The sequence below is a fragment of the Paenibacillus sp. MMS18-CY102 genome (assembly GCF_009789195.1).
In the GTDB taxonomy this organism is placed as follows: domain Bacteria; phylum Bacillota; class Bacilli; order Paenibacillales; family Paenibacillaceae; genus Paenibacillus_T.
Genome location: NZ_WSTC01000005.1, coordinates 22162 through 44995 on the forward strand (window position 1 = coordinate 22162; position 22834 = coordinate 44995).

21 protein-coding genes and 1 other annotated feature are annotated in these 22834 nt (G+C 51.3%); of the genes, 1 reads left to right on the top strand and 20 read right to left on the bottom strand.

What is annotated here, in order from left to right:
- Positions 1-151 precede the first annotated feature (151 nt).
- From pyrE to lspA, 10 genes are all read right to left on the bottom strand, one after another.
- Positions 152-799 (bottom strand): orotate phosphoribosyltransferase, encoded by a 648-nt coding sequence (gene pyrE, locus GON22_RS04840; RefSeq protein ID WP_160394984.1) that lies wholly within the window; start codon positions 797-799, stop codon positions 152-154.
- On the bottom strand, positions 796-1533 hold the full coding sequence (gene pyrF, locus GON22_RS04845; RefSeq protein ID WP_160394985.1) for an orotidine-5'-phosphate decarboxylase: 738 nt from the start codon (positions 1531-1533) through the stop codon (positions 796-798). The genes pyrE and pyrF overlap by 4 nt, the downstream gene beginning before the upstream one ends.
- 132 nt (positions 1534-1665) lie before the next feature.
- Positions 1666-4878, bottom strand: coding sequence for a carbamoyl-phosphate synthase large subunit (carB, locus tag GON22_RS04850; RefSeq protein ID WP_160394986.1), 3213 nt, complete (start codon positions 4876-4878; stop codon positions 1666-1668).
- Positions 4865-6010: a carbamoyl phosphate synthase small subunit gene (locus GON22_RS04855; RefSeq protein WP_160394987.1), complete on the bottom strand. Its 1146-nt coding sequence runs from the start codon at positions 6008-6010 to the stop codon at positions 4865-4867. Before GON22_RS04855 ends, carB begins: the two co-directional genes overlap by 14 nt.
- A gap of 104 nt (positions 6011-6114) precedes the next feature.
- Positions 6115-7404: a dihydroorotase gene (locus tag GON22_RS04860; protein ID WP_160394988.1), complete on the bottom strand. Its 1290-nt coding sequence runs from the start codon at positions 7402-7404 to the stop codon at positions 6115-6117.
- 58 nt (positions 7405-7462) lie between these two features.
- A complete protein-coding gene (locus GON22_RS04865; protein WP_160394989.1) occupies positions 7463-8362 on the bottom strand; it encodes an aspartate carbamoyltransferase catalytic subunit in 900 nt (299 codons plus the stop codon).
- Positions 8363-8419: 57 nt separating this feature from the next.
- Positions 8420-8974, bottom strand: coding sequence for a bifunctional pyr operon transcriptional regulator/uracil phosphoribosyltransferase PyrR (pyrR, locus tag GON22_RS04870; protein ID WP_160394990.1), 555 nt, complete (start codon positions 8972-8974; stop codon positions 8420-8422).
- 783 nt (positions 8975-9757) lie between these two features.
- Complete coding sequence (locus tag GON22_RS04875) at positions 9758-10993, bottom strand: LL-diaminopimelate aminotransferase (RefSeq protein WP_160394991.1); 1236 nt, start codon at positions 10991-10993, stop codon at positions 9758-9760.
- Between the two features lie 134 nt (positions 10994-11127).
- Entirely contained in the window at positions 11128-12102 is a 975-nt protein-coding gene (locus GON22_RS04880) for an RluA family pseudouridine synthase (protein ID WP_160394992.1), read from the bottom strand.
- Entirely contained in the window at positions 12102-12647 is a 546-nt protein-coding gene (lspA, locus tag GON22_RS04885; protein WP_160394993.1) for a signal peptidase II, read from the bottom strand. The genes GON22_RS04880 and lspA overlap by 1 nt, the downstream gene beginning before the upstream one ends.
- 199 nt (positions 12648-12846) lie before the next feature.
- Here lspA and GON22_RS04890 point away from each other — a divergent pair, with 199 nt between their 5' ends.
- A complete protein-coding gene (locus tag GON22_RS04890; RefSeq protein WP_160394994.1) occupies positions 12847-13602 on the top strand; it encodes a TraR/DksA C4-type zinc finger protein in 756 nt (251 codons plus the stop codon).
- On the opposite strand, the gene GON22_RS04895 is transcribed toward GON22_RS04890, so the two are convergent.
- The 10 genes from GON22_RS04895 to sigG all read right to left on the bottom strand — a co-directional run bounded on the left by GON22_RS04895 (position 13599) and on the right by sigG (position 22750).
- Positions 13599-13967, bottom strand: coding sequence for a DUF5665 domain-containing protein (locus GON22_RS04895; RefSeq protein ID WP_160394995.1), 369 nt, complete (start codon positions 13965-13967; stop codon positions 13599-13601). The genes GON22_RS04890 and GON22_RS04895 overlap by 4 nt on opposite strands.
- 112 nt (positions 13968-14079) lie before the next feature.
- The gene (ileS, locus tag GON22_RS04900) at positions 14080-17172 is read right to left on the bottom strand and encodes an isoleucine--tRNA ligase (protein WP_160394996.1); all 3093 of its coding nucleotides are present in this window, start codon (positions 17170-17172) and stop codon (positions 14080-14082) included.
- Positions 17173-17230: 58 nt separating this feature from the next.
- Positions 17231-17546, bottom strand: a binding site (T-box leader).
- Between the two features lie 49 nt (positions 17547-17595).
- A complete protein-coding gene (locus GON22_RS04905) occupies positions 17596-18102 on the bottom strand; it encodes a DivIVA domain-containing protein (RefSeq protein WP_160394997.1) in 507 nt (168 codons plus the stop codon).
- Between the two features lie 84 nt (positions 18103-18186).
- Positions 18187-18975: a YlmH family RNA-binding protein gene (locus tag GON22_RS04910; protein WP_160394998.1), complete on the bottom strand. Its 789-nt coding sequence runs from the start codon at positions 18973-18975 to the stop codon at positions 18187-18189.
- Between the two features lie 17 nt (positions 18976-18992).
- Positions 18993-19262, bottom strand: a complete 270-nt coding sequence (locus GON22_RS04915; RefSeq protein WP_160394999.1) for a YggT family protein — start codon at positions 19260-19262, stop codon at positions 18993-18995.
- A 7-nt stretch (positions 19263-19269) separates the two neighbouring features.
- A complete protein-coding gene (locus tag GON22_RS04920) occupies positions 19270-19740 on the bottom strand; it encodes a cell division protein SepF (protein WP_160395000.1) in 471 nt (156 codons plus the stop codon).
- Between the two features lie 3 nt (positions 19741-19743).
- Positions 19744-20460: a YggS family pyridoxal phosphate-dependent enzyme gene (locus GON22_RS04925; protein ID WP_160395001.1), complete on the bottom strand. Its 717-nt coding sequence runs from the start codon at positions 20458-20460 to the stop codon at positions 19744-19746.
- Positions 20457-21329, bottom strand: coding sequence for a peptidoglycan editing factor PgeF (gene pgeF / locus GON22_RS04930; protein WP_160395002.1), 873 nt, complete (start codon positions 21327-21329; stop codon positions 20457-20459). Before pgeF ends, GON22_RS04925 begins: the two co-directional genes overlap by 4 nt.
- 155 nt (positions 21330-21484) lie before the next feature.
- Positions 21485-21772 carry a YlmC/YmxH family sporulation protein gene (locus tag GON22_RS04935; RefSeq protein ID WP_160395003.1) on the bottom strand — a complete coding sequence of 96 codons (288 nt, stop codon included), beginning with the start codon at positions 21770-21772 and terminating at the stop codon, positions 21485-21487.
- A gap of 195 nt (positions 21773-21967) precedes the next feature.
- Entirely contained in the window at positions 21968-22750 is a 783-nt protein-coding gene (gene sigG / locus GON22_RS04940; protein ID WP_160395004.1) for an RNA polymerase sporulation sigma factor SigG, read from the bottom strand.
- Between the last annotated feature and the right edge of the window lie 84 nt (positions 22751-22834).

The following is a 22834-nucleotide window of genomic DNA, read 5'->3' on the forward strand; positions in this document are numbered from 1 at the left end:
GTCAGAAAAGAAGAAAAAATAGCGAAAAGCTTAAGAAAAGTGTCGAATTATGCAATTTAATATCTGGAAACGTTTTCATGTATACAAATTCAAGCAAACAAAAAAACCAGGCTCTAATCAAGAGCCTGGCTTCTTCGAATAGAAATCGTATTTATTGGCCGAATGCTTGTGGATTTTCACGCCATGCCTTCAGTGCGGCGATATCATCCGGCTGTACTTTGCCAATCTCGGCAGCAACGTCAATCAACGCTGTGTAGTTGGATAACGTTTCAAGCGGAACGCCTGCTTGTGCGAAGGCTTCCGTTGCTTGAGCGAATTGGTACGAGAAAATGGCAAGCACTGCATTAACGGTTGCTCCTGCTTCTTGCACTGCAATTGCCGCTTTAAGCGAGCTGCCGCCTGTCGAAATCAGGTCCTCGATAACGACGACATTTTGCCCTGCTTGAATGCGTCCTTCGATTTGGTTCTGCTTGCCATGCCCTTTCGCTTTGTCGCGAATATACGCCATTGGCAAGCCAAGCTTTTGCGCTACCCATGCGGCATGTGGGATGCCGGCTGTTGCCGTACCTGCGATTACCTCTGCATTCGGGTACCGTTCGCGGATGACAGCAGCGAAGCCTTCTGCAATAAGATCGCGAATCGCTGGATACGTCATCGTCAAGCGATTATCGCAATAAATCGGCGATTTCAAGCCAGACGTCCAAGTGAATGGATCATTGGGACGAAGCGCAACCGCTTCGATTTCTAATAAGCTCTTGGCAATTTCACGCGGCAATTGTTCTATGGATACCGTTGTCATACACTCATCAGCTCCTCAATAATAGTTTCGAGCGCGGCACGAGGGCTTGGCGCTGCAGTAATCGGCCGGCCAATGACCATAAAATCCGTTCCTGCCAATATCGCTTGCGAAGGCGTCATAATACGCGATTGGTCTCCAATGTCTGCTCCCGCAGGGCGGATGCCAGGCGTGACGGTTTGGAATGCTTCTCCACATGCCCCTTTAATCGCTTGTACCTCTTGCGGGGATGCCACGACGCCTTGAAGCCCTGCTTCGCGCGTAAGCCGAGCGTAACGAAGCACGGCTTGGTCAATCGGTCCGGCAATGCCAATCTCGTCGTTCAGTACCGACTGGCTTGTGCTCGTAAGCTGCGTTACCGCGATCACCGTCGGGCGCTTTGCGCCAGCAGAACTGGCTAACGCTTCTTCTACACCTTCCATAGCCGCTTCCATCATCGCTTTGCCGCCTGCGGCATGCACGTTGAACATATCCACGCCGAGCTTCGTAATGCTGTTAGCCCCGCCTTTGACTGTATTGGGAATGTCATGCATCTTGAGGTCGAGGAACACATGATAGCCTCGTTCTTTCAGCCCTTGGACAAATGCAGGCCCAGCTGCGAAATACAGCTGCATCCCAACTTTCATATAACAAGGGATCCCGCTGAGCTCCTGCAGCAAACGCTCCGCTGCATCGGCATCTGGATAATCAAGAGCGACCATGACGCGCCGTGCAGCTTGCTCCTTGGTTAAACCCATCGCCATTCCCCTCTCTCGTTTTATGTCATGTATCCAAAGTCCACCACCCGGACATGGAAGGCGGCCACGCGCCATCCATTCTTGCTCCATTTAAGGACAAGAATGGACGGTCGTTGGCCGCTTTAGCAACTATTATTTGAACACCGGCATCGAACGCGAGGAGAAGTTGAGCGTCTCCAGCATGCGGAGCAATGCGCGAACTGTATCAAGGGAAGTCAAGCAAACTGCACCGTTCTCAACCGCTTCACGGCGAATGCGGAAGCCGTCACGCTCAGGCGTTTTGCCCTTCGTCAGCGTGTTGACTACGAAGTTAGCTTGTCCCGTACGGATCAAGTCGAGGATGTTCGGCGTTCCTTCGCTCAGCTTGTTAACGCGCGTAACGCGCAGGCCAGCATCTTCAAGCGCAGTTGCCGTGCCGCCTGTAGCAATCAGCTTGTAGCCGAGTGCTGCGAAGCCTTGCATCAATTCTACCGCATCTTCTTTATCTTTATCCGCAACGGTTACGACGATCGCGCCAGTCGTTGGAATTTTCATGCCTGCACCGATCAAGCCTTTGTACAGTGCTTTCTCATACTGTACATCGCGGCCCATAACTTCGCCTGTCGATTTCATTTCTGGCGTCAGCGTCGGGTCTACGCGGCGAAGCTTCGCGAAGGAGAACACCGGTACTTTAACCGATACATATTCATCTTCTGGCCACAGGCCATCCGTATAACCAAGCTCAGCGAGCTTCGTTCCAAGGATCGCTTTCGTTGCCAGGTTTGCCATTGGCAGGTTCGTTACTTTGCTCAAAAACGGAACCGTACGCGACGAACGCGGGTTAACTTCGATGACGTATACTTTTTCTTCATGGATGACGAACTGGATGTTCACGAGTCCGATTACTTGCAGTTCCTTCGCAATCTTAATCGTAATGTCGATGATTTGTTGCTTAATATCATCCGACAACGATTGTGGAGGGTATACTGCGATCGAGTCACCGGAGTGAACGCCTGCGCGCTCGACATGCTCCATGATGCCTGGGATCAGAACCGTCTCGCCGTCGCAAATCGCGTCAACTTCCGCTTCTTTGCCCAGCATGTAGCGGTCGATCAGGACCGGATGCTCAGGATTGATTTTGACTGCTTCTTTCATGTAGAGCAGCAATTCCGTATCCGAGTATACGATTTCCATTGCGCGTCCGCCGAGTACGTACGAAGGGCGAACAAGAACCGGATAGCCCAGGCCTTGTGCAACTGCTACAGCCTCGTCTACGTTCGTTACCGTGCTGCCTTCAGGTTGTGCAATGTTAAGCTTGCGAAGCATAGCTTCGAATTTCTTGCGGTCTTCTGCCGCATCGATGCTTTCAAGGCTCGAACCGAGAATGCGTACGCCAGCTTTAGCAAGCGGAGCAGCAAGGTTGATTGCCGTCTGGCCGCCGAACTGAACGATAACGCCGATTGGCTGTTCTTGTTCGATAACGTTCATTACATCCTCGAAGAAGAGCGGCTCGAAGTACAAGCGGTCAGAAGTCGAGAAGTCCGTCGAAACAGTCTCTGGGTTATTGTTAATGATAACCGCTTCATAACCTGCTTTTTGGATTGCCCAAACAGCATGTACAGTCGAGTAGTCGAACTCGATGCCTTGGCCGATCCGGATTGGGCCGGAGCCAAGCACGAGCACTTTTTGTTTGCTAGTTTCTGTCACTTCGTTCTCTGTTTCATAAGTCGAGTAGTAGTAAGGCGTCGTCGCTTCGAACTCAGCCGCACATGTATCAACCATTTTGTAAACTGGCTTCAAGCCTTGCTCAACGCGCAGCGCACGAATGTCATCTTCATGCGTATGCGATTTGGCAGCACCTTCGCGGCGCAATTCAGCGATCGAACGGTCAGAAAAGCCTTTGCGTTTCGCTTCATAAAGCGTTTCGCTCGTCAGCGTAGCCTCTTTGCGGATACGATCCTCGAAAGCGATCAGGCTTTCGATTTTGTCGAGGAACCACCAGTCGACTTTCGTCAGGTCTTGAATATCGAGCAGCTTCCAGCCACGGCGGAAAGCTTCTGCGATCAAGAACATGCGCTCGTCGTCTGGCTTAACCAGGCGTGCTGTCAACGTCTCGTCGTCAAGCGACGAAGCTTCTTTCAAGTGCAGGCGGTGTACGCCGATTTCGAGTGAGCGGACCGCTTTATGGATCGACTCTTCGAAGGTACGGCCGATTGCCATAACTTCGCCAGTCGCTTTCATTTGCGTTCCGAGCTTACGGTTAGCCGATGTGAATTTATCGAACGGCCAACGCGGGATTTTGGAAACGATGTAGTCAAGTGTAGGCTCGAAGCAAGCGTATGTTTGACCTGTAACCGGGTTGACGATTTCGTCGAGCGTGTAGCCCGATGCGATTTTTGCTGCCATCTTCGCAATTGGGTAGCCCGTTGCTTTGGATGCAAGTGCCGACGAGCGGCTTACGCGCGGGTTAACTTCGATTACATAATATTGGTAGCTGTGCGGATCAAGCGCAAACTGTACGTTACAGCCGCCTTCGATGCTCAGCGCACGGATGATTTTGAGCGATGCTGAACGGAGCATTTGGTACTCACGGTCAGACAGCGTTTGGCTTGGTGCAACGACAATCGAATCGCCTGTGTGCACGCCTACTGGGTCGAAGTTTTCCATGTTGCAGACAACGATACAGTTGTCGTTCGCATCACGCATAACTTCATATTCAACTTCCTTCATGCCAGCGATCGATTTCTCGATCAAGCATTGGTCAATCGGGCTGTAACGAATGCCTGACGCAACTGTCTCTAGAAGCTCTTCTTCATTCGCACAAATGCCGCCGCCCGTACCGCCGAGCGTGTAAGCCGGACGAACGATGATTGGGTAGCCGATCTCATTCGCGAAGTCCACTGCTTCTTGAACCGTCGTTACGATTACGGATTCTGGAACAGGCTGTTCCAGTTCACGCATCAGCTCACGGAACAAGTCGCGGTCTTCCGCGCGCTCGATTGCATCAAGCTGCGTACCGAGCAGCTTCACGTTCTCGCGCTCGAGAACGCCTGCACGAGCAAGCTCAACTGCCATGTTAAGGCCTGTTTGGCCGCCCAGCGTTGGGAGCAAGCCGTCTGGCTTCTCTTGGCGAATGATTTGCGATACGAATTCAAGCGTAATTGGCTCAATGTAAACTTTATGCGCCATGTTCGTATCCGTCATTATTGTTGCTGGGTTGCTGTTGATGAGGACGACTTCAAAGCCCTCTTCCATCAATGCTTGGCAAGCCTGCGTGCCAGCGTAGTCAAATTCAGCTGCTTGTCCGATAACGATCGGACCGGATCCGATTACGAGAATTTTTTTGAGTTCATTATTTTTGGGCATACTGCAGCTCTCCCTTCAACGTCTCCTGCAGCCGTGTTTGAAGCGGCTTCAATGGGTTGTTCTTCTTGTGGTCGCGAATCATGTCCAGGAATTGGTCGAACAGATAGCTCGAATCATGTGGGCCCGGCGCAGCTTCTGGATGGTATTGCACAGTGAATACTGGATGTTTCTTATGTTTAAGGCCTTCGATTGAGCCATCATTATTGTTGATGTGCGTCACTTCGAGGTCCGTGCCAGCGATCGAATCTTCCAGCACCGTATAACCATGGTTCTGGGATGTAATGTAGCAACGGTTCGTTGCCAATTCTTTAACTGGGTGGTTGCCGCCGCGGTGCCCGAACTTCAGGCGAGTCGTGTCAGCGCCGCTTGCCAGGGCAAACAGTTGGTGGCCAAGGCAGATGCCGAAGATCGGGAATTCGCCGATCAGTTGTTTAACCGTCTCAACCGCATATGGAACGTCTTTTGGATCCCCAGGGCCGTTGGACAATTGAATGCCGTCAGGATTCAGGCGGCGGATTTGGTCAGCCGTCGTGTCATGCGGAACGACGATGACGTCACAACCGCGCTTCGACAATTCTTTTACGATGCCGCTCTTCGCGCCGAAGTCGATCAGAACGACGCGCTCTTTGTTGCCTGGAGCCGAGAAAATGTTTTTCGTCGACGTGCGCGCTACTTGGTCATGCAGCAATTGTGCAACGCCCAAACGCTCTTGCAATTCTTCAATCCGTTCGTTGCCTGTCGTCAGAAGGCCTTTCATCGTACCGAAGTTACGAAGCTTACGCGTAAGCATCCGAGTATCGATGTCGCTGATGCCTGTAATGCCATACTCTTTGAGCAGGTAGTCCAGCGAGTACTCACCGCGCCAGTTGCTTGGCACCGGCTCATGGCGGCGTACAACAAAGCCGTGAATGTAAGGGCGCACTGCTTCGAAGTCATCGCGCGTAATGCCATAGTTGCCGATGAGCGGGTACGTCATCGTTACGATTTGGCCACAGTAGGATGGATCGGACAGTACCTCTTGGTAACCTGTAATTCCTGTATTAAATACGACTTCGCCAGTCGATTGGCCCTCAGCGCCGAAGGCGAGGCCTGTAAACAGCGTACCGTCTTCCAACAACAATCTCGCTTGCATCCGTATCACTCCTCAGAAGTTCTGAATCTTAATGAAATAACTGTGTTTGCTTATAATGGCCATTCTTTGATTCGGGTTAACGTTCGTTCGGGGCATTGCTCCGCTTACGCTTTGGTCCATACGAGCTTGCCGTTTACGACTGTCGCCGTTGGCCAGCCATACAGCTTCCAACCGCCGAACGGTGTGTTGTTGCTCTTCGAAGCGAATGTTTCTGGACGTACTTCGCGTTCGTTTTCCAGATCCACAACCGTCAAGTCAGCAGGCGCGCCTACTTCCAAGCGGCCCGTTGGCAGGTTGAACACGCGAGCTGGATCAGCTGTCATACGTTTCAGCAAGAAGCCGAGTGTCCATTGCCCTGTGCGTACGAACTTCGTGTACAACAGCGGGAAAGCTGTCTCGAAGCCAACGATGCCAAATGGTGCGAGCAACGGGCCGCGAGCTTTCTCTTCCGCGCTATGAGGCGCGTGGTCGGTAACGACGATATCGATCGTCCCGTCCTCAAGGCCTTCGATGACCGCTTGCACGTCGCGTGGCGTACGCAGCGGCGGGTTCATTTTCCAGTTAGCGTCATCCAGGCCCGGAATATCTTCATCCGACAGCACCAAGTGATGCGGGCAAACCTCTGCTGTGATGCTAACTCCGATCGACTTCGCCAAGCGAATCAAGCGTACCGATTGCTCCGTGCTGACGTGGCAGACGTGGTAGTGAACGCCTGTCGCTTCCGCAAGCAGCGCATCGCGGCCTACATGGATCGCTTCGGACTCGTTCGGAATGCCTTTGAGGCCATGCTTTTTGGAGAAATTGCCTTCCGAAGCCCATGCGCCTTCAACCAACGAGTCGTCCTCGCAGTGAGCGATGACCGGCATATCGAGCGACTTCGCCAGTGCCATTGCATTTTTCATCATTTGCGCGTTTTGGACGCCGACGCCGTCATCTGTAAATCCGATGGCACCCGCTTCTTTCAAAGCTGCAAAGTCAGTCAGCTCGCGGCCCAGCTCGTTTTTCGTAATCGCTGCATATGGCAGTACGCGTACGATGCCTTCTTTGGCTGCTTTATCAAGGATGTATTTCACCGTTTCAGCCGTGTCCGTTACCGGACGTGTGTTCGGCATACATGCAATCGTTGTGAACCCGCCTGCTGCAGCCGAGCGAGTGCCGGTTGCGATGTCTTCTTTATATTCAAAGCCTGGATCGCGAAGGTGGACGTGCATATCGATGAAACCAGCGCTCACAAGCTTGCCTGCTGCATCAATAACTTCGCTGCCCGCTGTATCAGGCTGCTGGGAGCCGTCCACGATCTCAGCGATGTTGCCGCCTTCCGTGCGTACATGTTTCTTCACGAGCGTGCCCGCTTCTTCGTTCCATACGAGGCCATTCAGAATCCATACTGACATTGTTGCGAATCTCCCTTCATAGTTGCCCAAATCATCTATTTGGTCTAGATCTAATCCGTTAGCCCATTGCCCGTTCCATAACAGCCATCCGAATCGGAACACCGTTGGCCATTTGCGGGAAAATGCGGGATTTGGCATGCTCCACTAGCTCGCTATCGATTTCTACATCCCGGTTTACCGGTGCAGGGTGCATGATAATCGCGTTCGATTGCATCCGGTTAGCCCGTTCCACCGTTAGCCCGTAGCTTTCACGATAGAGCTCAGCGGACTTCATCATTCCTGTAGCATGCCGCTCCAACTGTACGCGCAGCATCATAACAACATCCGCTTTCACTGCCTCGTCCATGGAGATGTAAGGCGCGTCCAACTCGGTTGCTTGCATCTCAGCTGGCGCACAGAACTTCACATCTGCGCCAAGCTTGCGAAGCGCCCACAGGTTCGAGCGTGCTACACGGCTGTGCAGAATGTCGCCGATGATGGAAACCGACAACCCCTTGAGATCGCCAAAATGCTTGCGCATTGTGTACAAATCAAGCAGCGCTTGCGTCGGGTGCTCATTGTTGCCATCCCCTGCATTGATAAGCGGCACTTTCACTTTCGCTGCAATCTCTTCCAGCATGCCTATTGGCTTCAGCCGAATGACGCCTGCGTCAATGCCCATCGACTCGAGCGTTCGCACTGTGTCGTAGATCGATTCGCCCTTCTCTACGCTGGAGGCTGCCGCTGCGAAGTTCATCACTTCCGCTCCGAGCCGCTTCTCTGCCATCTCGAATGAGAAGCGAGTCCGCGTGCTGTTCTCGAAAAACATGTTCGCGACGAACTTCCCTTGCAGTACAGGCGTTAGCTTCTCCGCCTGCCCTTCCCAATAAGCCGCTCGGTCAAGAATCGATTCGATTTCTGCTGCGTCGAGGTCTTTCAACCCAAGTAAGCTGCGTTGCTTCAATGCCGTTGCCGTCATCCGGCTTGCCCCCTTCATATTGCGTGTTTACAAGTCGCCTTAGGCCGATGCCGCCTACTAATGGATGATCGTCACTTTATCGTCGCCATCCACTTCGGACAGCGATACTTCAATTTGCTCCTGCTTCGAGGTTGGTACATTCTTCCCGACATAATCTGGACGAATCGGCAGTTCACGATGGCCCCGATCAACCAGAACAGCCAGTTGAATGATTTCCGGTCTTCCACGGTCCATAACAGCGTCCATTGCTGCTCGAATTGTTCTGCCTGTGTACAGGACATCATCGAACAAAATAATCCGGCGCCCTTCTACGTTCAGGTGATTGCATTCCTGCTTAGCAGCAGCCGTCTCATTGCGTGCTTGGCTAGAAGCATTGGACCTGCGGTCATCCCGATAAGCGGTAATGTCCAGATCGGTTACTTCTACCGGCTTTCCTTCGATCTCTTCGATCAGAGTCGCAAGCCGCTCAGCTAAGTAAATGCCTCTCGTCCGAATTCCGACCAGCATGCAATTATCGATCCCTTTGTTCTTCTCGACAATTTCATGGGCGATGCGCGTTAAGGCGCGGCGTATCGCTGTTTCATCCATCAAGATCCGCTGTTCGGCCATCATGGAAGCCGTATCCCCCTCTCATACCGTGCCAGACGGCTTCGGCCGTCCTCGTCGTATGCCTTCACAGGTGAGCGCATAAAAAAACTCCTTGCCTGTTGGGCAAGGAGTTAGCTGATAACCCAGTGGCTCCGTCAGCGAAGACAAGCCATCCGCATTCCAACCTCCACCTAGGAAATCGGCATATGCAGACACCTGTCTTGCCGGCTGCGGGCCGACCGAGACTTCATGTTATCACGCTACCTTGCCAGCCTCACAGGGCTGATTTAAAGGTACTGCTGTATCAAAGGAATTATCCCATGTTCGACACGATCTGTCAAGACCCGCAGCCCCCTCCATACAATGATTCGCCCGCATTTTTCATTAAGATTACTATTGATGTTTCGGGCTGTTTCTAACCAAAACAAGACCAGCCAAATTGGCGCTGCAATTACGAATTTTCCCTTGAAATGAAAGAAAATAAATAGGGAATAAACATCCCTGAACTCTCATTTATTCATAAAGTTACGATGCACAGCACGAAACGACCCCCGGTCACGCTAGAAAACGTTGAATGCAGCCTATTTCCATTGCACAATATGCAAGGACATTTCCTTACTTCCACACACACAGTTGCTGCCATTGTACGAACTGCAATGAGGAGGACATCAACTCAACCTTACATGCAACATACGCAGTATTCTGCGCGTGCCCAACGCAACTCTGCCGCTGCAAAACAAAAACAGAGGTGTCCCTTAGCCGTCACGGCTTTAGGGACACCTCTTATCAAACAATATGCGATACGAATTACAGCGACATGTTGCGAATGCGCTCGACTGCCTTTTCCGTATTTTCGCGAGTGCCGAATGCAGTTAGGCGGAAGTAGCCTTGGCCGCTTTGGCCAAATCCTACGCCTGGCGTGCCGACAATGTTTGCTTCGGAAAGCAATTTATCGAAGAACGCCCACGAGTCCATGCCGTTTGGCGTCTTAAGCCAGATGTACGGTGCATTAACGCCGCCGAAAACTTCAAGGCCGATCGATGCCAGGCCATCACGAATGATGCGAGCGTTCGTCATGTAGAAATCGACAAGCGCTTTGATCTGCTCTTTGCCTTCTGGCGAGTAGACTGCAGCAGCACCGCGTTGCGTTACATACGATACACCGTTGAATTTCGTCGTGTGGCGACGGTTCCACAGGTCATTTACAAGCAGCTCTTTGCCGTCTTTATCGAAGCCTTTGAGCTCACGAGGAACGACTGTATAGGCACAGCGAACGCCCGTGAAGCCTGCTGTTTTGGAGAAGCTGCGGAATTCGATAGCAACTTCCTTCGCGCCTTCGATTTCATAAATGCTGCGTGGCACGTCCGGCTCTGTAATGAATGCTTCATAAGCCGAATCATACAAGATTACACAGTTGTTCTCTTTTGCATAGTCAACCCATTTTTTCAGCTCCGCTTTGGTCAGCGTCATGCCCGTCGGATTGTTCGGGTAGCACAAGTAGATGATGTCTACTTTACGCTTCGGCAAGCTTGGCGTGAAGTTGTTCTCAGCTGTGCAATCGAGGTATTCAATGTTTTCGTAGCGATTCGTCTCACGGTTGTATTTGCCGGAGCGGCCAGCCATTACGTTCGTATCGACATAAACCGGATATACCGGGTCTTGTACGGCTACAACGCTATCTTGGCTGAAAATCTCTTGAATGTTGCCTACGTCGCATTTGGATCCGTCACTGAGGAATACTTCGTTGGATTGGATATCAATGCCGCGCGCTTTGTAATCATTCTCGATGATCGCTTGAATCAGGAAGTCGTAACCTTGCTCCGGGCCATAACCGCGGAACGTTTCTGGTTGCCCGAGCTCGTCCACTGCAGCATGCATCGCTTTAACGATTGCGTCTGGAAGGCCGCGCGTTACGTCGCCGATTCCAAGGCTGATAATTTCAGCGTTAGGGTTTTCTTGTACAAATTTCGTACGGCGTTTTGCAATTTCGGAGAACAAGTAGCTGCCTTGAAGCTCCGAGTAGTAGGGATTCATTTGAGTCATTGCGATATCACCTTTCCGTGACAGGCTGCAGTAGCTTATGCCATCAGCCTATTGATAGTAATGTACTCAGCATATCGCATCGTGTGCCACAACTTAAATATACGAATGCACAAAAAATTTGTACTATTACACCACTATCGTTGACGGAGGCTATGCAGAACGTTTTCCATATCCTCAGGAATCGGCGCTTCAAATTCCAAATATTCGTTCGTACGCGGATGCTTAAACCCAAGAATCGCCGCATGCAGCGCTTGGCCATTCAATGCAACTGTTTTGCTTCTGCCATACATCGGATCGCCCGCCATCGGATGCCCGATATACTTCATATGCACACGAATTTGATGCGTTCTGCCGGTTTCCAGCTGCAATTCCAACAGGGTATAGTCGTCAAGCCGCTCTATTACGGAAAAATGCGTAACCGCATGCTTGCTGTTTTTGTCCGTAACGGTGAACATTTTCCGGTCCCGGCCATCCCGGCCGATTGGAGCATCAACTGTCCCGCGGTCATGCGGCATATTGCCATGCACAAGTGCGATATATTTGCGCGTAACTGTATGTGCTCGCAGCTGCTCGGATAAAGAAGCATGTGCAGCATCATTCTTGGCGGCCATCAATAGACCTGTCGTATCTTTATCGATCCGATGAACGATGCCTGGCCGAATCGAACCATTAATGCCGGACAAATCGGTGCAATGGTACATAAGCGCGTTCACGACAGTGCCCGAATTATGGCCTGGCGCAGGGTGTACCACGAGCCCGCGCTGCTTATTAATGACGATGACATCTTCATCTTCATAAACGATATGGAGCGGAATAGGCTCAGCTACGATTTCCGCTAGCTCCGGCTCTGGCACATCAACAAAGACGACGTCTCCCTCATCTAGCCGATGCTTCGCTTTTGCCACTGTCCCGTTCACGAGTACCGCTCCCGATTTGATCCAATCTTGGACTTGGGTGCGAGAAACAGCGGAATCGGCGAACGAATCCGTTACATATTTATCAAGGCGCTCGCCAGCAGCATCCCCTTCAACTACCCATTCCAGCGAGGAATTATCCTCTTCATTATCCATGATGTATTCAACTTCTGTTGATTGGTTCACTTCAGTCATTATTCTGTTCTTTCCTTCCGATCTGAATCTAGGCTAGCCGCGAGGCTGTTATTTGATAATTGCGCTTGTGCGCGCTCTTCCCGTGCTCCAATAAATGCATCAAGAAGGATGAAACCGACGCCGATGCAAATCCCCATGTCCGCAACGTTAAAGATAGGGAATGTATAGCTGCCAAAATTAAATTGCAGAAAATCGACAACTTCGCCCGTGCGCGCACGATCGCTAAAGTTGCCTAAAGCTCCGCCGAGCACCATGCCAAGCCCTGTTAACAGGATTGCCCGGCCTGTTTTTCTCATTTTGGCCATGTACCAAACAAGGCCTACTGTAACGATGACTGTGACGATAAGAAAAAAGACCCGTTGATCTTCAAGCAAGCTGAAGGCTGCGCCTGTGTTCCGATAAGATGTAATTAGGAAGAAATCCCCAATAACGCTTATTTGTTCATTCATTTGCATCTCATTCACGATTATTCGCTTCGTTACCATATCCGCAAAAAACACTACTGCACTAAGCACAAAATACATCCATAATCGCATCGATCTCATGAATTCCCTGATTCCCCCTTATTGACAGTCAAGCCTATTGTAACACAAACGTTGAAGGGGCGACCACAGCAGGCATTTGCTGCATTACCAGCTGTAAACTTCGCCCAAAACAGGAGTTAATCCTCCCCTTCTGCGGCTGTTAAAACAACTGTTCGCGGTTCAACCTATAGCTATTGCAGATAAAAGGATGGTGCTGAACGTGACGCCACTAACCCCGCAGCAGATTAGCCATTACCGGCAAATGCTGGTGAATATGAAGCAAGGGATCGAACAAGCACAACTAGATAGCGAACATAATGGGCTCGCTTTCTCCTTAAAGGATGAAACTGGCGAGCTCTCGCCCATCGACAATCACCCAGGCGACATGGGTACCGAAATGTTCGAACGAAGCAAGGATATGGCGCTGCATGAGCAACAGGATTTGAAGCTGGAGCGTATTGACACTGCCCTCAAAGCCATCGAAGAAGGCAAATACGGGATATGCCAAGCCTGCGGCCAACCGATTCCTACGGACCGGCTCGATGCCCTGCCTGACGCTGCATTCTGCGTTGAACATGCGCCTCGCCAGCATTTGGAAGATAATCAACGCCCTGTAGAGGAAAGCTTCTTAGCGCCGGCATTTGGCCGCAGCAACCGAGACGATGATGATGGCTATAACGGATTCGATGGCGAGGATGCTTGGCAGATCGTAGAGCATTGGGGCAATTCCAACTCACCTGCCATGTCAGACAACCGGGAAGTCGATTCCTATAACGAAATGTATTCGGAAGCGGATGAGAACGACGGGTTTGTCGAGCCGATCGAAAGCTTCCTTGCAACCGATATTACAGGACGTGTCGTATCGGTCGTCCGCAATCGTCAATATCATGAATATCTTTCCCATGGCGAAGGCGATGGCGAGCTAGAAGCCGACCCTGCCCAGAGCAATGCCGCTGATTCAAGCACTTGGCTCTAATAAGCCTTTCCCTCGAGCTGCGCTTGTACGACTCGGACAAGATCTGCAACGTAATCACCGATAATAGGCAAGTTCAATGCTCCAAGCAAGCGAAGCACATATAAGATGGTCGCGGCGAATACGGTAAAGCCTAAAGCGATGCCAACGCCGCGCGCCGTCCCAGACACAAAATTGCGCCATATCAACTTAATCGGCCGATTAAGCAGTGCCACATATTCTGCCATCTGTGTCCGCTCCATATCTGCTGCAACCTTCTGAAGCTGCTTATCGACTGCATTTAATGAATATCGTAGCGCAGCCAAATTTTCTTGGGGCTCCTCTGGCTGCCGTGTTGCACCATGTTCCTTACTTCCCCGCTCATCCATATCTAAGGCACGCCCTTCTACAACCGATTATCAACAAAAAAACGAGCCCCGATGCTTCTTGCCCATCGAGATAACGCTCGTTTTTTTGTTTCGTTATATTAGATTGCCCTCATTAGCCAATTTGAATTCCGATCGTTTTGCCGCCTAACTCGATGCGTTCCATGCCATCAGCCGCTTCGAATGCCACCGTACTCAGGAGCACATTCTCACGAAGCACATGATCGAACGATTTTAGCGCAGCTTCAAGCTCCGAATCCACGTCCAGAACGAGATCGATCCGTTTCTCAATCGGCAGATCAAGCTTCTTGCGCGTATCCTGCACGGCACGAATGACTTCGCGCACCCAGCCTTCTTGCTCAAGCTCTGGCGTAATGTCCGTGTTTAGTGCAATTGTAAGCGAGTAACCCGAAGCTGATGCAAAGCCTTCCTTCGCTTGCTTCTCAACTAGCAGCTCATCGATTGTGATGGAGATCGGCTCTCCTTCTGCAGAAGTGTAGGCCAATCCACCGCTTTGAACCGCGGCGCGGGTTTCTTCCGCGCTCAAGCCTTTCAGGTAGCCTTGAATTGGGCCTACGTTTTTGCCAAACTTCTTGCCGGCCACTTTCAGATTGAGCTTAAATGTAAAGTCAACAAAGCCGCTATCGCTGTTTTCAATGACGATGGCCTTCACGTTGATCTCGTCTTTGATGATGTCTTCATAAGCAACAACGTCAAAGTCGCGATCGAGTGAAACGATCAAGTCCGACAGTGGCTGGCGCGTCTTGATTCCCGTTTCGTTGCGCACGTTGCGTGCTAGCTCTACAATTTGGCGAGCTGTTTCCATGTCACGCTCCAGCTTCTCATCGATATGAGCCTCATTCACTGTTGGGTAATCCGCCAGATGCACGCTTCCCTCGCCTCCGAGGTTGCCATATACATCTTCAGCAACGAGCGGCGCATAAGGCGCGATTACGCGCGATAGCGTCAGCAGCACATGTTGCAACGTCCCGTAAGCCGCCAGCTTATCTGCCGTCAGGCCGCTGCCCCAGAACCGGTCACGCGAACGGCGAATGTACCAGTTGCTCAGCTCATCCACGAACGCTTCGATCAGCTTAGCCGGGTTGAGGAAGTCATTCACCTCAAGCCCTTTGGACACTTGCGCAATTAAGCTGTTCAAACGCGATACAATCCAGCGGTCCAGCTTCGCTTCCGAAGGCTTATAAGCATGCTCGCTAGGGTTGTATCCATCAATGGAAGCATATAGCGCGAAGAACGCATGTGTATTCACGATCGTGTCGATAACTTTCGATTTCGCTTCCCCTACGATGCCGCGCGAGAAACGTTTGCTGTTCCAAGGCGCACTGTCAGCGAGCAAAGCCCAACGGAATGCATCGGTTCCGAACTCGTTGATGATTTCCCAAGGATCGATAACATTGCCCTTCGACTTGGACATCTTCTGGCCATTTTCGTCGAGAATATGACCGGTCGAAATAACCGCTTTGTAAGGCGCTTTGCCATTGAACAGCGTCGATACTGCCAGCAAGCTGAAGAACCAGCCGCGCGTCTGGTCGATGCCTTCGCAAATAATATCTGCTGGATATTGGTCAGCAAACTTCTCTTGGTCGCCGAACGGATAATGCTGCTGAGCGAACGGCATCGAGCCGCTGTCGAACCAAACGTCGATTACTTCAGATGTCCGCGTCATCACCGCACCTTCAGCGAACGGCGATTTCAGCTTGATTTCATCCACATAAGGCTTATGGAGTTCAATATCTTCTGGCACAAAATCAACCGCGCGTTCGCGGAGATCCGCAATGCTGCGCGGCGCATATTCCTTGCCTGTCGCTTCGCAAATCCATACGTTAAGCGGCGTTCCCCAGTAGCGGTTACGGCTGATGTTCCAATCCACGAGATCCTCTAGGAATTTGCCGAAGCGGCCTTCCCGGATATGCCCTGGATACCACTCTACGCCATTATTGTTGGCAATCAGTTGATCCTTAATTTTCGTCGTTTCAATGAACCAGCTCTCTGTTGCGTAATAGAGCAGCGGAGATTTGCAGCGCCAGCAGAACGGATAGCTATGCTCGTATTTTTCTTTGCTGAACAACAGCCCGCGTTCGCTCAGCATTTTGACGATTTCGATGTCGCAATCCTTGACGAAACGGCCAGCCAGATCCGTCACTTCGTCCACGTAACGCCCCGCGCCATTCACAACGCTCAGCATGCTGATATCGTTAGCACGCGCAGCTTTATAGTCATCATCACCATGTGCAGGCGCGATATGAACGATACCCGTACCACTTGTATCGCTTACGAACTCAGCGCCAATTACAATATGGCCCTTCTCAACTGCTACATAACGGAAAGGCGGCTCGTAGCTTAGACCGACCAGTTCAGCGCCCTGTACCTCTGCAACAATCTCGTGTGCACTTTCTTTGAATACGGATTCCACGAGGCTCTTCGCAACGATATACGTCTCATCGTCCCGCTTCACTTTGACATACGTGAGGGCTGGATTAACCGCAAGCGCAACGTTCGCTGGCAGCGTCCAAGGCGTCGTCGTCCAAGCGAGCACATACTCATTCGTATTCGCAAGCTTGAATTTCACGGTTGCACTGAGATCCTTAACATCCTCATAGCCTTGTGCTACTTCATGCGAGCTAAGAGTCGTCTGGCAGCAAGGGCAATAAGGGCTTACGCGGTGGCCGCGGTACAGCAAGCCTTTGCTATGAATCGTAGACAAGATGTGCCACACGCTCTCGATGTATTCATTTTGCAACGTGATGTAAGGGTTATCCATATCGGTCCAGTAAGCGATGCCTTCTGTCAGTTCACGCCACTGCTTCTCATATTCAAACACGCTGTCTTTGCATTTTTTCACGAATGCTTCGATCCCGTATTTCTCGATCTCTTGCTTGCCTGAAATTCCGAGCTGCTTCTCTACGCCCAGCTCAACCGGCAAACCATGCGTATCCCAGCCCGCTTTACGCACGACGCGATAACCCGACATCGTTTTGTAACGGCAAATAAAATCCTTGATTACACGGCCAAGAACGTGCCCGATATGCGGCGCCCCATTGGCTGTAGGCGGTCCTTCATAGAAAACAAAGTTCGGTTTGCCTTCCCGATTGTCGATCGATTTCTTGAAAGTGCCGTCTTTCTTCCACTGCTCGAGGATGCGAAGCTCGCGGCTCCGCGCCTTTTCTTTGACATCTACGCGTTGCATGCCATTACCCCTTTCCATTATCCAAACCATTGTTAGAAAAAACAAAAAGACCCGTCCCATAAGGGACGAGTCGTGCTCGCGTTACCACCCTTGTTCTATTCGCACACCCATCAACCATAGTTGATCCATCTGGCAATCGCCACAGTGTGCCAATAGCACCTTCATCACGATCGGCTCTTCCTTGCAGCTCAATCGCGTTCCCGGTAACGGGGGACGTCCGTCAACGCTTACTGGCAATAGGCTGGTCACCTATGCATGTTCTGCGCTGCTTCTCGGAGAGGATATTCCATAGCGATTCGAACGCTGGCTTGCAGCAATTGCCAGCTCTCTGGGGAACGATGCCGCCATGTACTTGGTCTCGTCAATGAAGTTATTATTACTAGTTATAGCTGAACCCGCAACAATTGTCAAATCGGCATTCGCCTATTCGAAGCTGCTTTTTTGAAGCGTTTCGTTCGCAGCTGCAGCACTTGAATCGAGCGCTTCCCAACCATCTTGGCTGAGCAGCTCCAGTTGGGCTTCAACGAGCGTACGGAAGCGTGCACGGTAGATCGAGGCCTGCTTCTTCAGCTCTTCCACTTCCAACGCCACCTTGCGAGATTTGGACAACGATTCGTTAATGATGCGGTCTGCATTCTTCTCCGCTTCCTTCACGATTAGCTGCGCTTCCTTCTTCGCGTTGTGCTTCACTTCATCAGCCGCTTCTTGCGCCACGATAATCGTTTTGCTAAGCGTCTCTTCGATATTCGTAAAATGATTCAACTTTTCTTGCAAACTCAACAGCTGGTTTTGCATTTCTTTATTTTCGCGAATGAGCGTCTCGTAATCCTTAATCACTTGATCCAAGAATTCGTTGACTTCATCCTCATCGTAACCACGAAGCCTTCTTCCGAACTCCTTGTTATGTATGTCCAATGGCGTAAGCGGCATTGGCGCACCTCCTATGGATATGACGGTTCTTTGTTTGATAGTAATGGAATGTTTCGACAGAACCGCCCAAAATCCTGCATCACATCAAATATATTTACCGATTGCGACTCGGATTCTGCCTTTTTTTGTCATGCCTTCCACCTCAAGCACTTGGAAGCGGCCTAGCCCCTTCATCGAGACGACATCGCCCGCTTTCAGCATCGCGGAAGGATTTTCTTCCGCCTTCCAATTCACGCGGCACCGCCCTGCCCGAATCGGCTCTACGATCCGTGTTCGGCTCATTCGGTATACATCGCTCGCTATGCCGTCAAGCCGTAAAGAAGCGACTGATAAACTCATATGCTCCAGCTTCGACTTCACAACGCGAAGCGCTGACAGCGGAATGAGTTCCGTCAGAACATGAACCCGATGGACTTGCCGCAAATGTATATTGACATAATCCGCGATTTCCTCTGTCACTAAGCAGTGGCAGCCATCCTCATGGACATGAATATCGCCGATCAGCTCTCTCTTGACGCCAAGCCCTAGCAATGCACCCAAATAATCGCCGTGATCGAGATCCAGGTGGCCTTGCGAATCTGCTGTTACTGCAATCGCTTGGACACCCATCGGCTCGTCGTCCAACATTGCGTAGTCAGGAGCGATTACAGCACGTTGCCGTTCCGCATCCTCACTTCCGCCATCGAACCGAACCGCAACTCCACCTGCCCGAGATGCAAGGGAGCGAACAATCTCCGCTTGCCTCGGGTCAAGGTAATCAGTTCTTTTCCACTCATGGCGCTCGGAGCAGCGTTCGATCCACTCCTCCACTTTTACAACGAAAGAACGTTCATCCGGGTGAAAGTGATCATAAATGTTTTTCTTCTGGCTCATTGCGTCAATCCTTCACCTTAGAGGAAAATGTCAAGTACAAACACAATGCCGAGCGCGATGAACTTCAGTGCGAACAACGCAATAATCGGCGAGATATCGAGCATGCCGCCAATCGGCGGGATAAAACGGCGGAATATCGAAAGGTACGGCTCCACAAGCTTCCCAAGCCATTGTCCGATAAAGCTGTCCCGTGCGTTCGGCATCCATGACAATAGGACATAACCGATCAGCATGTAAGAGTAAATTTGTTCAAGTGTACCAATGTAAGAACTAATCGTTGTCAACAACGCAAGGTCACCTCATTCTTTTGTAATCCTGATCGTCCACTAGCATCTCAGAAATCGTGCCTTGAATTTCCACATTCTCGGGAGCGCAGAAGAAAATGCCAGGACCAATCCGATTCATCGTTCCGCTCACCGCATACAACGTGCCTAACAGAAAGTCAAAAATTCGCTTGGCAACATCGTTCGGCACGCGTTGCAAGTTAACGACGACACCACGGCGTGCCCGCAGATGATCGGCGATCTCTTGCGCTTCCTCGAACGAGCGCGGCTCATTCAAGACCACTCGCATGTTCTTCTGCGAATGGATGCTCACAATGTTCGATCCTTTGGCTTGTTTACGCGCTTCGAACGGTGAAGTTTCAAATTCTTGCTCCGGCTCGTCTGCTGTTTGGTGGTGGGTTGTTGTTACTTTTTCATGCTCAATAACCTCTTCTTCTTCCTGAAGACCAAAAAAGTTCATAAAGCGATTCATTACGCCCATGCCTCATGCCTCCTCTTTCCCTACTAATATCGTGCCCAATCTCACCCAAGTCGCGCCTTCCTCAATAGCAACTTCAAAATCGTTGGACATTCCCATCGACAGCTCGGTCAAAGGCTCGTCCAATATGCCTTGTGCATTCAGCCTATCCCTTAACATCCGAAGCTCCCGGAACACTGGCCGTGTTTCCTCCGGTTCAGCCTCGAAAGGTGCCATCGTCATTAACCCTATCGGCTTGATCGAAGGAAATTGCTTGAGGGTCTGAATAAACGGCTCCAGCTCCTCCGGCTCCAATCCTTGCTTGCTAGCTTCACCAGACACGTTCACCTGAATAAAGCAAGGAACGACTAGCCCAAGTTTGTCTGCACGGTCCGCAATGGCCTCTGCAAGGGAAACTCTGTCCAATGAATGAATGTATGTAAATTTCCCGATGACGTCCTTCGCTTTATTCGACTGCAGCGACCCGATATAATGCCACACTGGCTGTTCGTTAGCCGGCAGGCCACTGAACGCTTCCCATTTGGGCTTGGCATTCTGCCACCGATTTTCCCCCAGATGCAAAACATCATGCGCTACGACTTCCCGCACGTTGTCCAATGACACATATTTCGTCACGGCTACAACATTCACGTCGTGCCGGTCACGCCCGCTGCGCTCGCACGCCGCCGTAATCCTTCTGTCTACTTCTTGTATCCGTTCTGCTAACGTCGACAAGAGGTTCACCTCTTCTCCATGCCTATCCAGCTCGCCATCCGACCTGTCGATCCGTTCTCCGCACGGTGGGAGAATAACAAATCGGTGCGACAGCTGCTACACCACTTGGACAATTCGATATGGATCGGCAAAATTCCTGCTTTTATCATAATGTGTCGGTTGATTTCTTTCAAGTCGAGCATCGCTTTCCCGTTGCCCTTCCTCTGTACAAGATCGGCCGTTACCGGTCCTGTTCCGCCAGAGCCATTCAAACTCGCAAAACTGCTGCACAGCTGCTCCATCCGTTCAATGACGAGCCCATCCACCTCATAACAGCAACTGCCGATCGCCGGACCGATCGCGCACCTGATCTGCGCAGGCTCCGAGCTGAACTCCGCATGCATAGCCTCGATTGTGCGTGCCGCGATTTCAGCAGCCGTTCCTTTCCAGCCTGCATGCGCGAGCCCGATGGCTTCATGGGCAGGGTCCCAGAAATATAAAGGCACGCAATCAGCATAAAAGGATGCTAACAGCACTCCACGTTCGTTCGTTATCAATGCATCGGTATCTTGTAGCGCGGATGCGCGCGAGTCACGCCCCCGCCCTGCATCCGCCGCCGTAACGGCATGGACACGGTCGCCATGCACTTGCTCCGCACAAGTAAACGCTTCAAATGGCCATCCGAGCGCTTCTGCAAGCCGCTGCCGATTCGCTACGACATCTTCATCCCGATCCCCGACATGCAGCCCCATATTGAATGAAGCCCACGGCTCCCGGCTTACGCCGCCAAGGCGGGTCGTGAAGCCTGCAGTCAGCGCGTTATTGCCAGTTACCCATTCCGATAAGGTGAATAACGACGCTCCATCCCCTGATGCTTGATCCCATACAAATGGTTCCATACCCATTCACCTCTTTACTCTGTTCTCATCAGTGTACCATAGGGGGTGAAGGATGGAAATGCAGGGTTATCCTTCCGATCCAGCCATGTGCAGCACACTTAGAGCCATTCCTAGATGAAAAAAAGACCTCGGCACGCGCAAGGCGGCCGGGGCTATTAGTTGCGTGCTTGAAGCTCTTCCTCTTCCTCGGCGCGATACGCTGCTGCCTTCGCTTCATCCAACCGAACGAGCACGACATCTGCGCCGATTTTGACGATATTGCGCCAAGGGATAACGACATCCGTACCGCCTCCGAACATTCCAAAAAATCGCGTAAACGTCGGAACGACGATGGAATCAATCCGGCCTGCCCGCAAATCCAGTTCCAAATCGCTTACTTGGCCGAGCTTCTTCCCGTCCACGATGTTAATCACATCTTTTGTCTGAAAGTCAGATATTTTCAAGCTGCTTCACCGCTTTCTACACCGGATGGAAGACAGGTGCCTATGGGCTTCTATTATTACTATATGACCAGCCTTGGCAAAATGTCCTGATTGCGCAAAAAAACGGCGCGATGCGCCGTTTTTCCTGCCCTCGGTTTAAGCGAAGCTGAAGGAATGCCAACTGCGCCCGCTGCTCGCTGCTCTAAGAGCCAATTATCAAGTTTTCACATGCTTCTGCATCTGCTGGATCGCCGATTTCTCCAACCGTGAAACCTGCGCCTGCGAGATGCCGATCTCATCGGCGACCTCCATTTGGGTCTTTCCCTCGAAGAAGCGCATCGACAGGATCATTTTTTCCCTATCGTTCAGCTTATGCATCGCTTCACGCAACGCAATTTCTTCGATCCAAGAAATATCCTTATTCTTGTCATCGCTAATCTGGTCCATCACATAGATGGGATCCCCGCCATCGTGGTAGATCGGTTCGAATAGCGACACCGGGTCTTGAATCGCATCCAGCGCGAAGACCACATCTTCCTTCGGTACGCCCAGCGCCTCAGAGATTTCGAAAATCGTCGGCTCCCGGGAATTCTGGTTCGTTAAGCTGTCGCGGACCTGCAGCGCCTTATAGGCGATATCCCGCAAGCTTCGCGATACGCGGATGGGATTGTTATCCCTAAGATACCGACGGATTTCTCCAATAATCATCGGAACGGCATACGTACTGAACTTTACATTTTGGCTAAGGTCGAAATTATCTATCGCCTTCATAAGTCCGATGCAGCCAACTTGGAATAGGTCGTCTACATATTCACCGCGGTTATTGAACCGCTGGATCACGCTGAGTACAAGCCTCAGGTTGCCGTTCACCAATTTCTCTCTTGCTGCCCGCTCGTTACGCGTTTGCAGCGCTGTGAATAGCTCGCGCATTTCCGCATTCGTGAGGACGGGCAGTTTCGACGTATCCACACCACAGATCTCGACTTTGTTTCGGGTCAACGTGATTACCTCCCAAGGAGAAACATTAATGTTCATTATCTCCCCGCCCCCCCGAAATATTCCTCCCCCCGACAATGTTCGACA

What these genes read in the sequence shown, in the direction of transcription:
- pyrE (WP_160394984.1), bottom strand. Translation starts at nt 799, where the DNA reads ATGACAACGGTATCCATAGAACAATTGCCGCGTGAAATTGCCAAGAGC.
- pyrF (WP_160394985.1), bottom strand. Translation starts at nt 1,533, where the DNA reads ATGGGTTTAACCAAGGAGCAAGCTGCACGGCGCGTCATGGTCGCTCTT.
- carB (WP_160394986.1), bottom strand. Translation starts at nt 4,878, where the DNA reads ATGCCCAAAAATAATGAACTCAAAAAAATTCTCGTAATCGGATCCGGT.
- GON22_RS04855 (WP_160394987.1), bottom strand. Translation starts at nt 6,010, where the DNA reads ATGCAAGCGAGATTGTTGTTGGAAGACGGTACGCTGTTTACAGGCCTC.
- GON22_RS04860 (WP_160394988.1), bottom strand. Translation starts at nt 7,404, where the DNA reads ATGTCAGTATGGATTCTGAATGGCCTCGTATGGAACGAAGAAGCGGGC.
- GON22_RS04865 (WP_160394989.1), bottom strand. Translation starts at nt 8,362, where the DNA reads ATGACGGCAACGGCATTGAAGCAACGCAGCTTACTTGGGTTGAAAGAC.
- pyrR (WP_160394990.1), bottom strand. Translation starts at nt 8,974, where the DNA reads ATGATGGCCGAACAGCGGATCTTGATGGATGAAACAGCGATACGCCGC.
- GON22_RS04875 (WP_160394991.1), bottom strand. Translation starts at nt 10,993, where the DNA reads ATGACTCAAATGAATCCCTACTACTCGGAGCTTCAAGGCAGCTACTTG.
- GON22_RS04880 (WP_160394992.1), bottom strand. Translation starts at nt 12,102, where the DNA reads ATGACTGAAGTGAACCAATCAACAGAAGTTGAATACATCATGGATAAT.
- lspA (WP_160394993.1), bottom strand. Translation starts at nt 12,647, where the DNA reads ATGAGATCGATGCGATTATGGATGTATTTTGTGCTTAGTGCAGTAGTG.
- GON22_RS04895 (WP_160394995.1), bottom strand. Translation starts at nt 13,967, where the DNA reads ATGGATGAGCGGGGAAGTAAGGAACATGGTGCAACACGGCAGCCAGAG.
- ileS (WP_160394996.1), bottom strand. Translation starts at nt 17,172, where the DNA reads ATGCAACGCGTAGATGTCAAAGAAAAGGCGCGGAGCCGCGAGCTTCGC.
- GON22_RS04905 (WP_160394997.1), bottom strand. Translation starts at nt 18,102, where the DNA reads ATGCCGCTTACGCCATTGGACATACATAACAAGGAGTTCGGAAGAAGG.
- GON22_RS04910 (WP_160394998.1), bottom strand. Translation starts at nt 18,975, where the DNA reads ATGAGCCAGAAGAAAAACATTTATGATCACTTTCACCCGGATGAACGT.
- GON22_RS04920 (WP_160395000.1), bottom strand. Translation starts at nt 19,740, where the DNA reads ATGGGCGTAATGAATCGCTTTATGAACTTTTTTGGTCTTCAGGAAGAA.
- pgeF (WP_160395002.1), bottom strand. Translation starts at nt 21,329, where the DNA reads ATGGAACCATTTGTATGGGATCAAGCATCAGGGGATGGAGCGTCGTTA.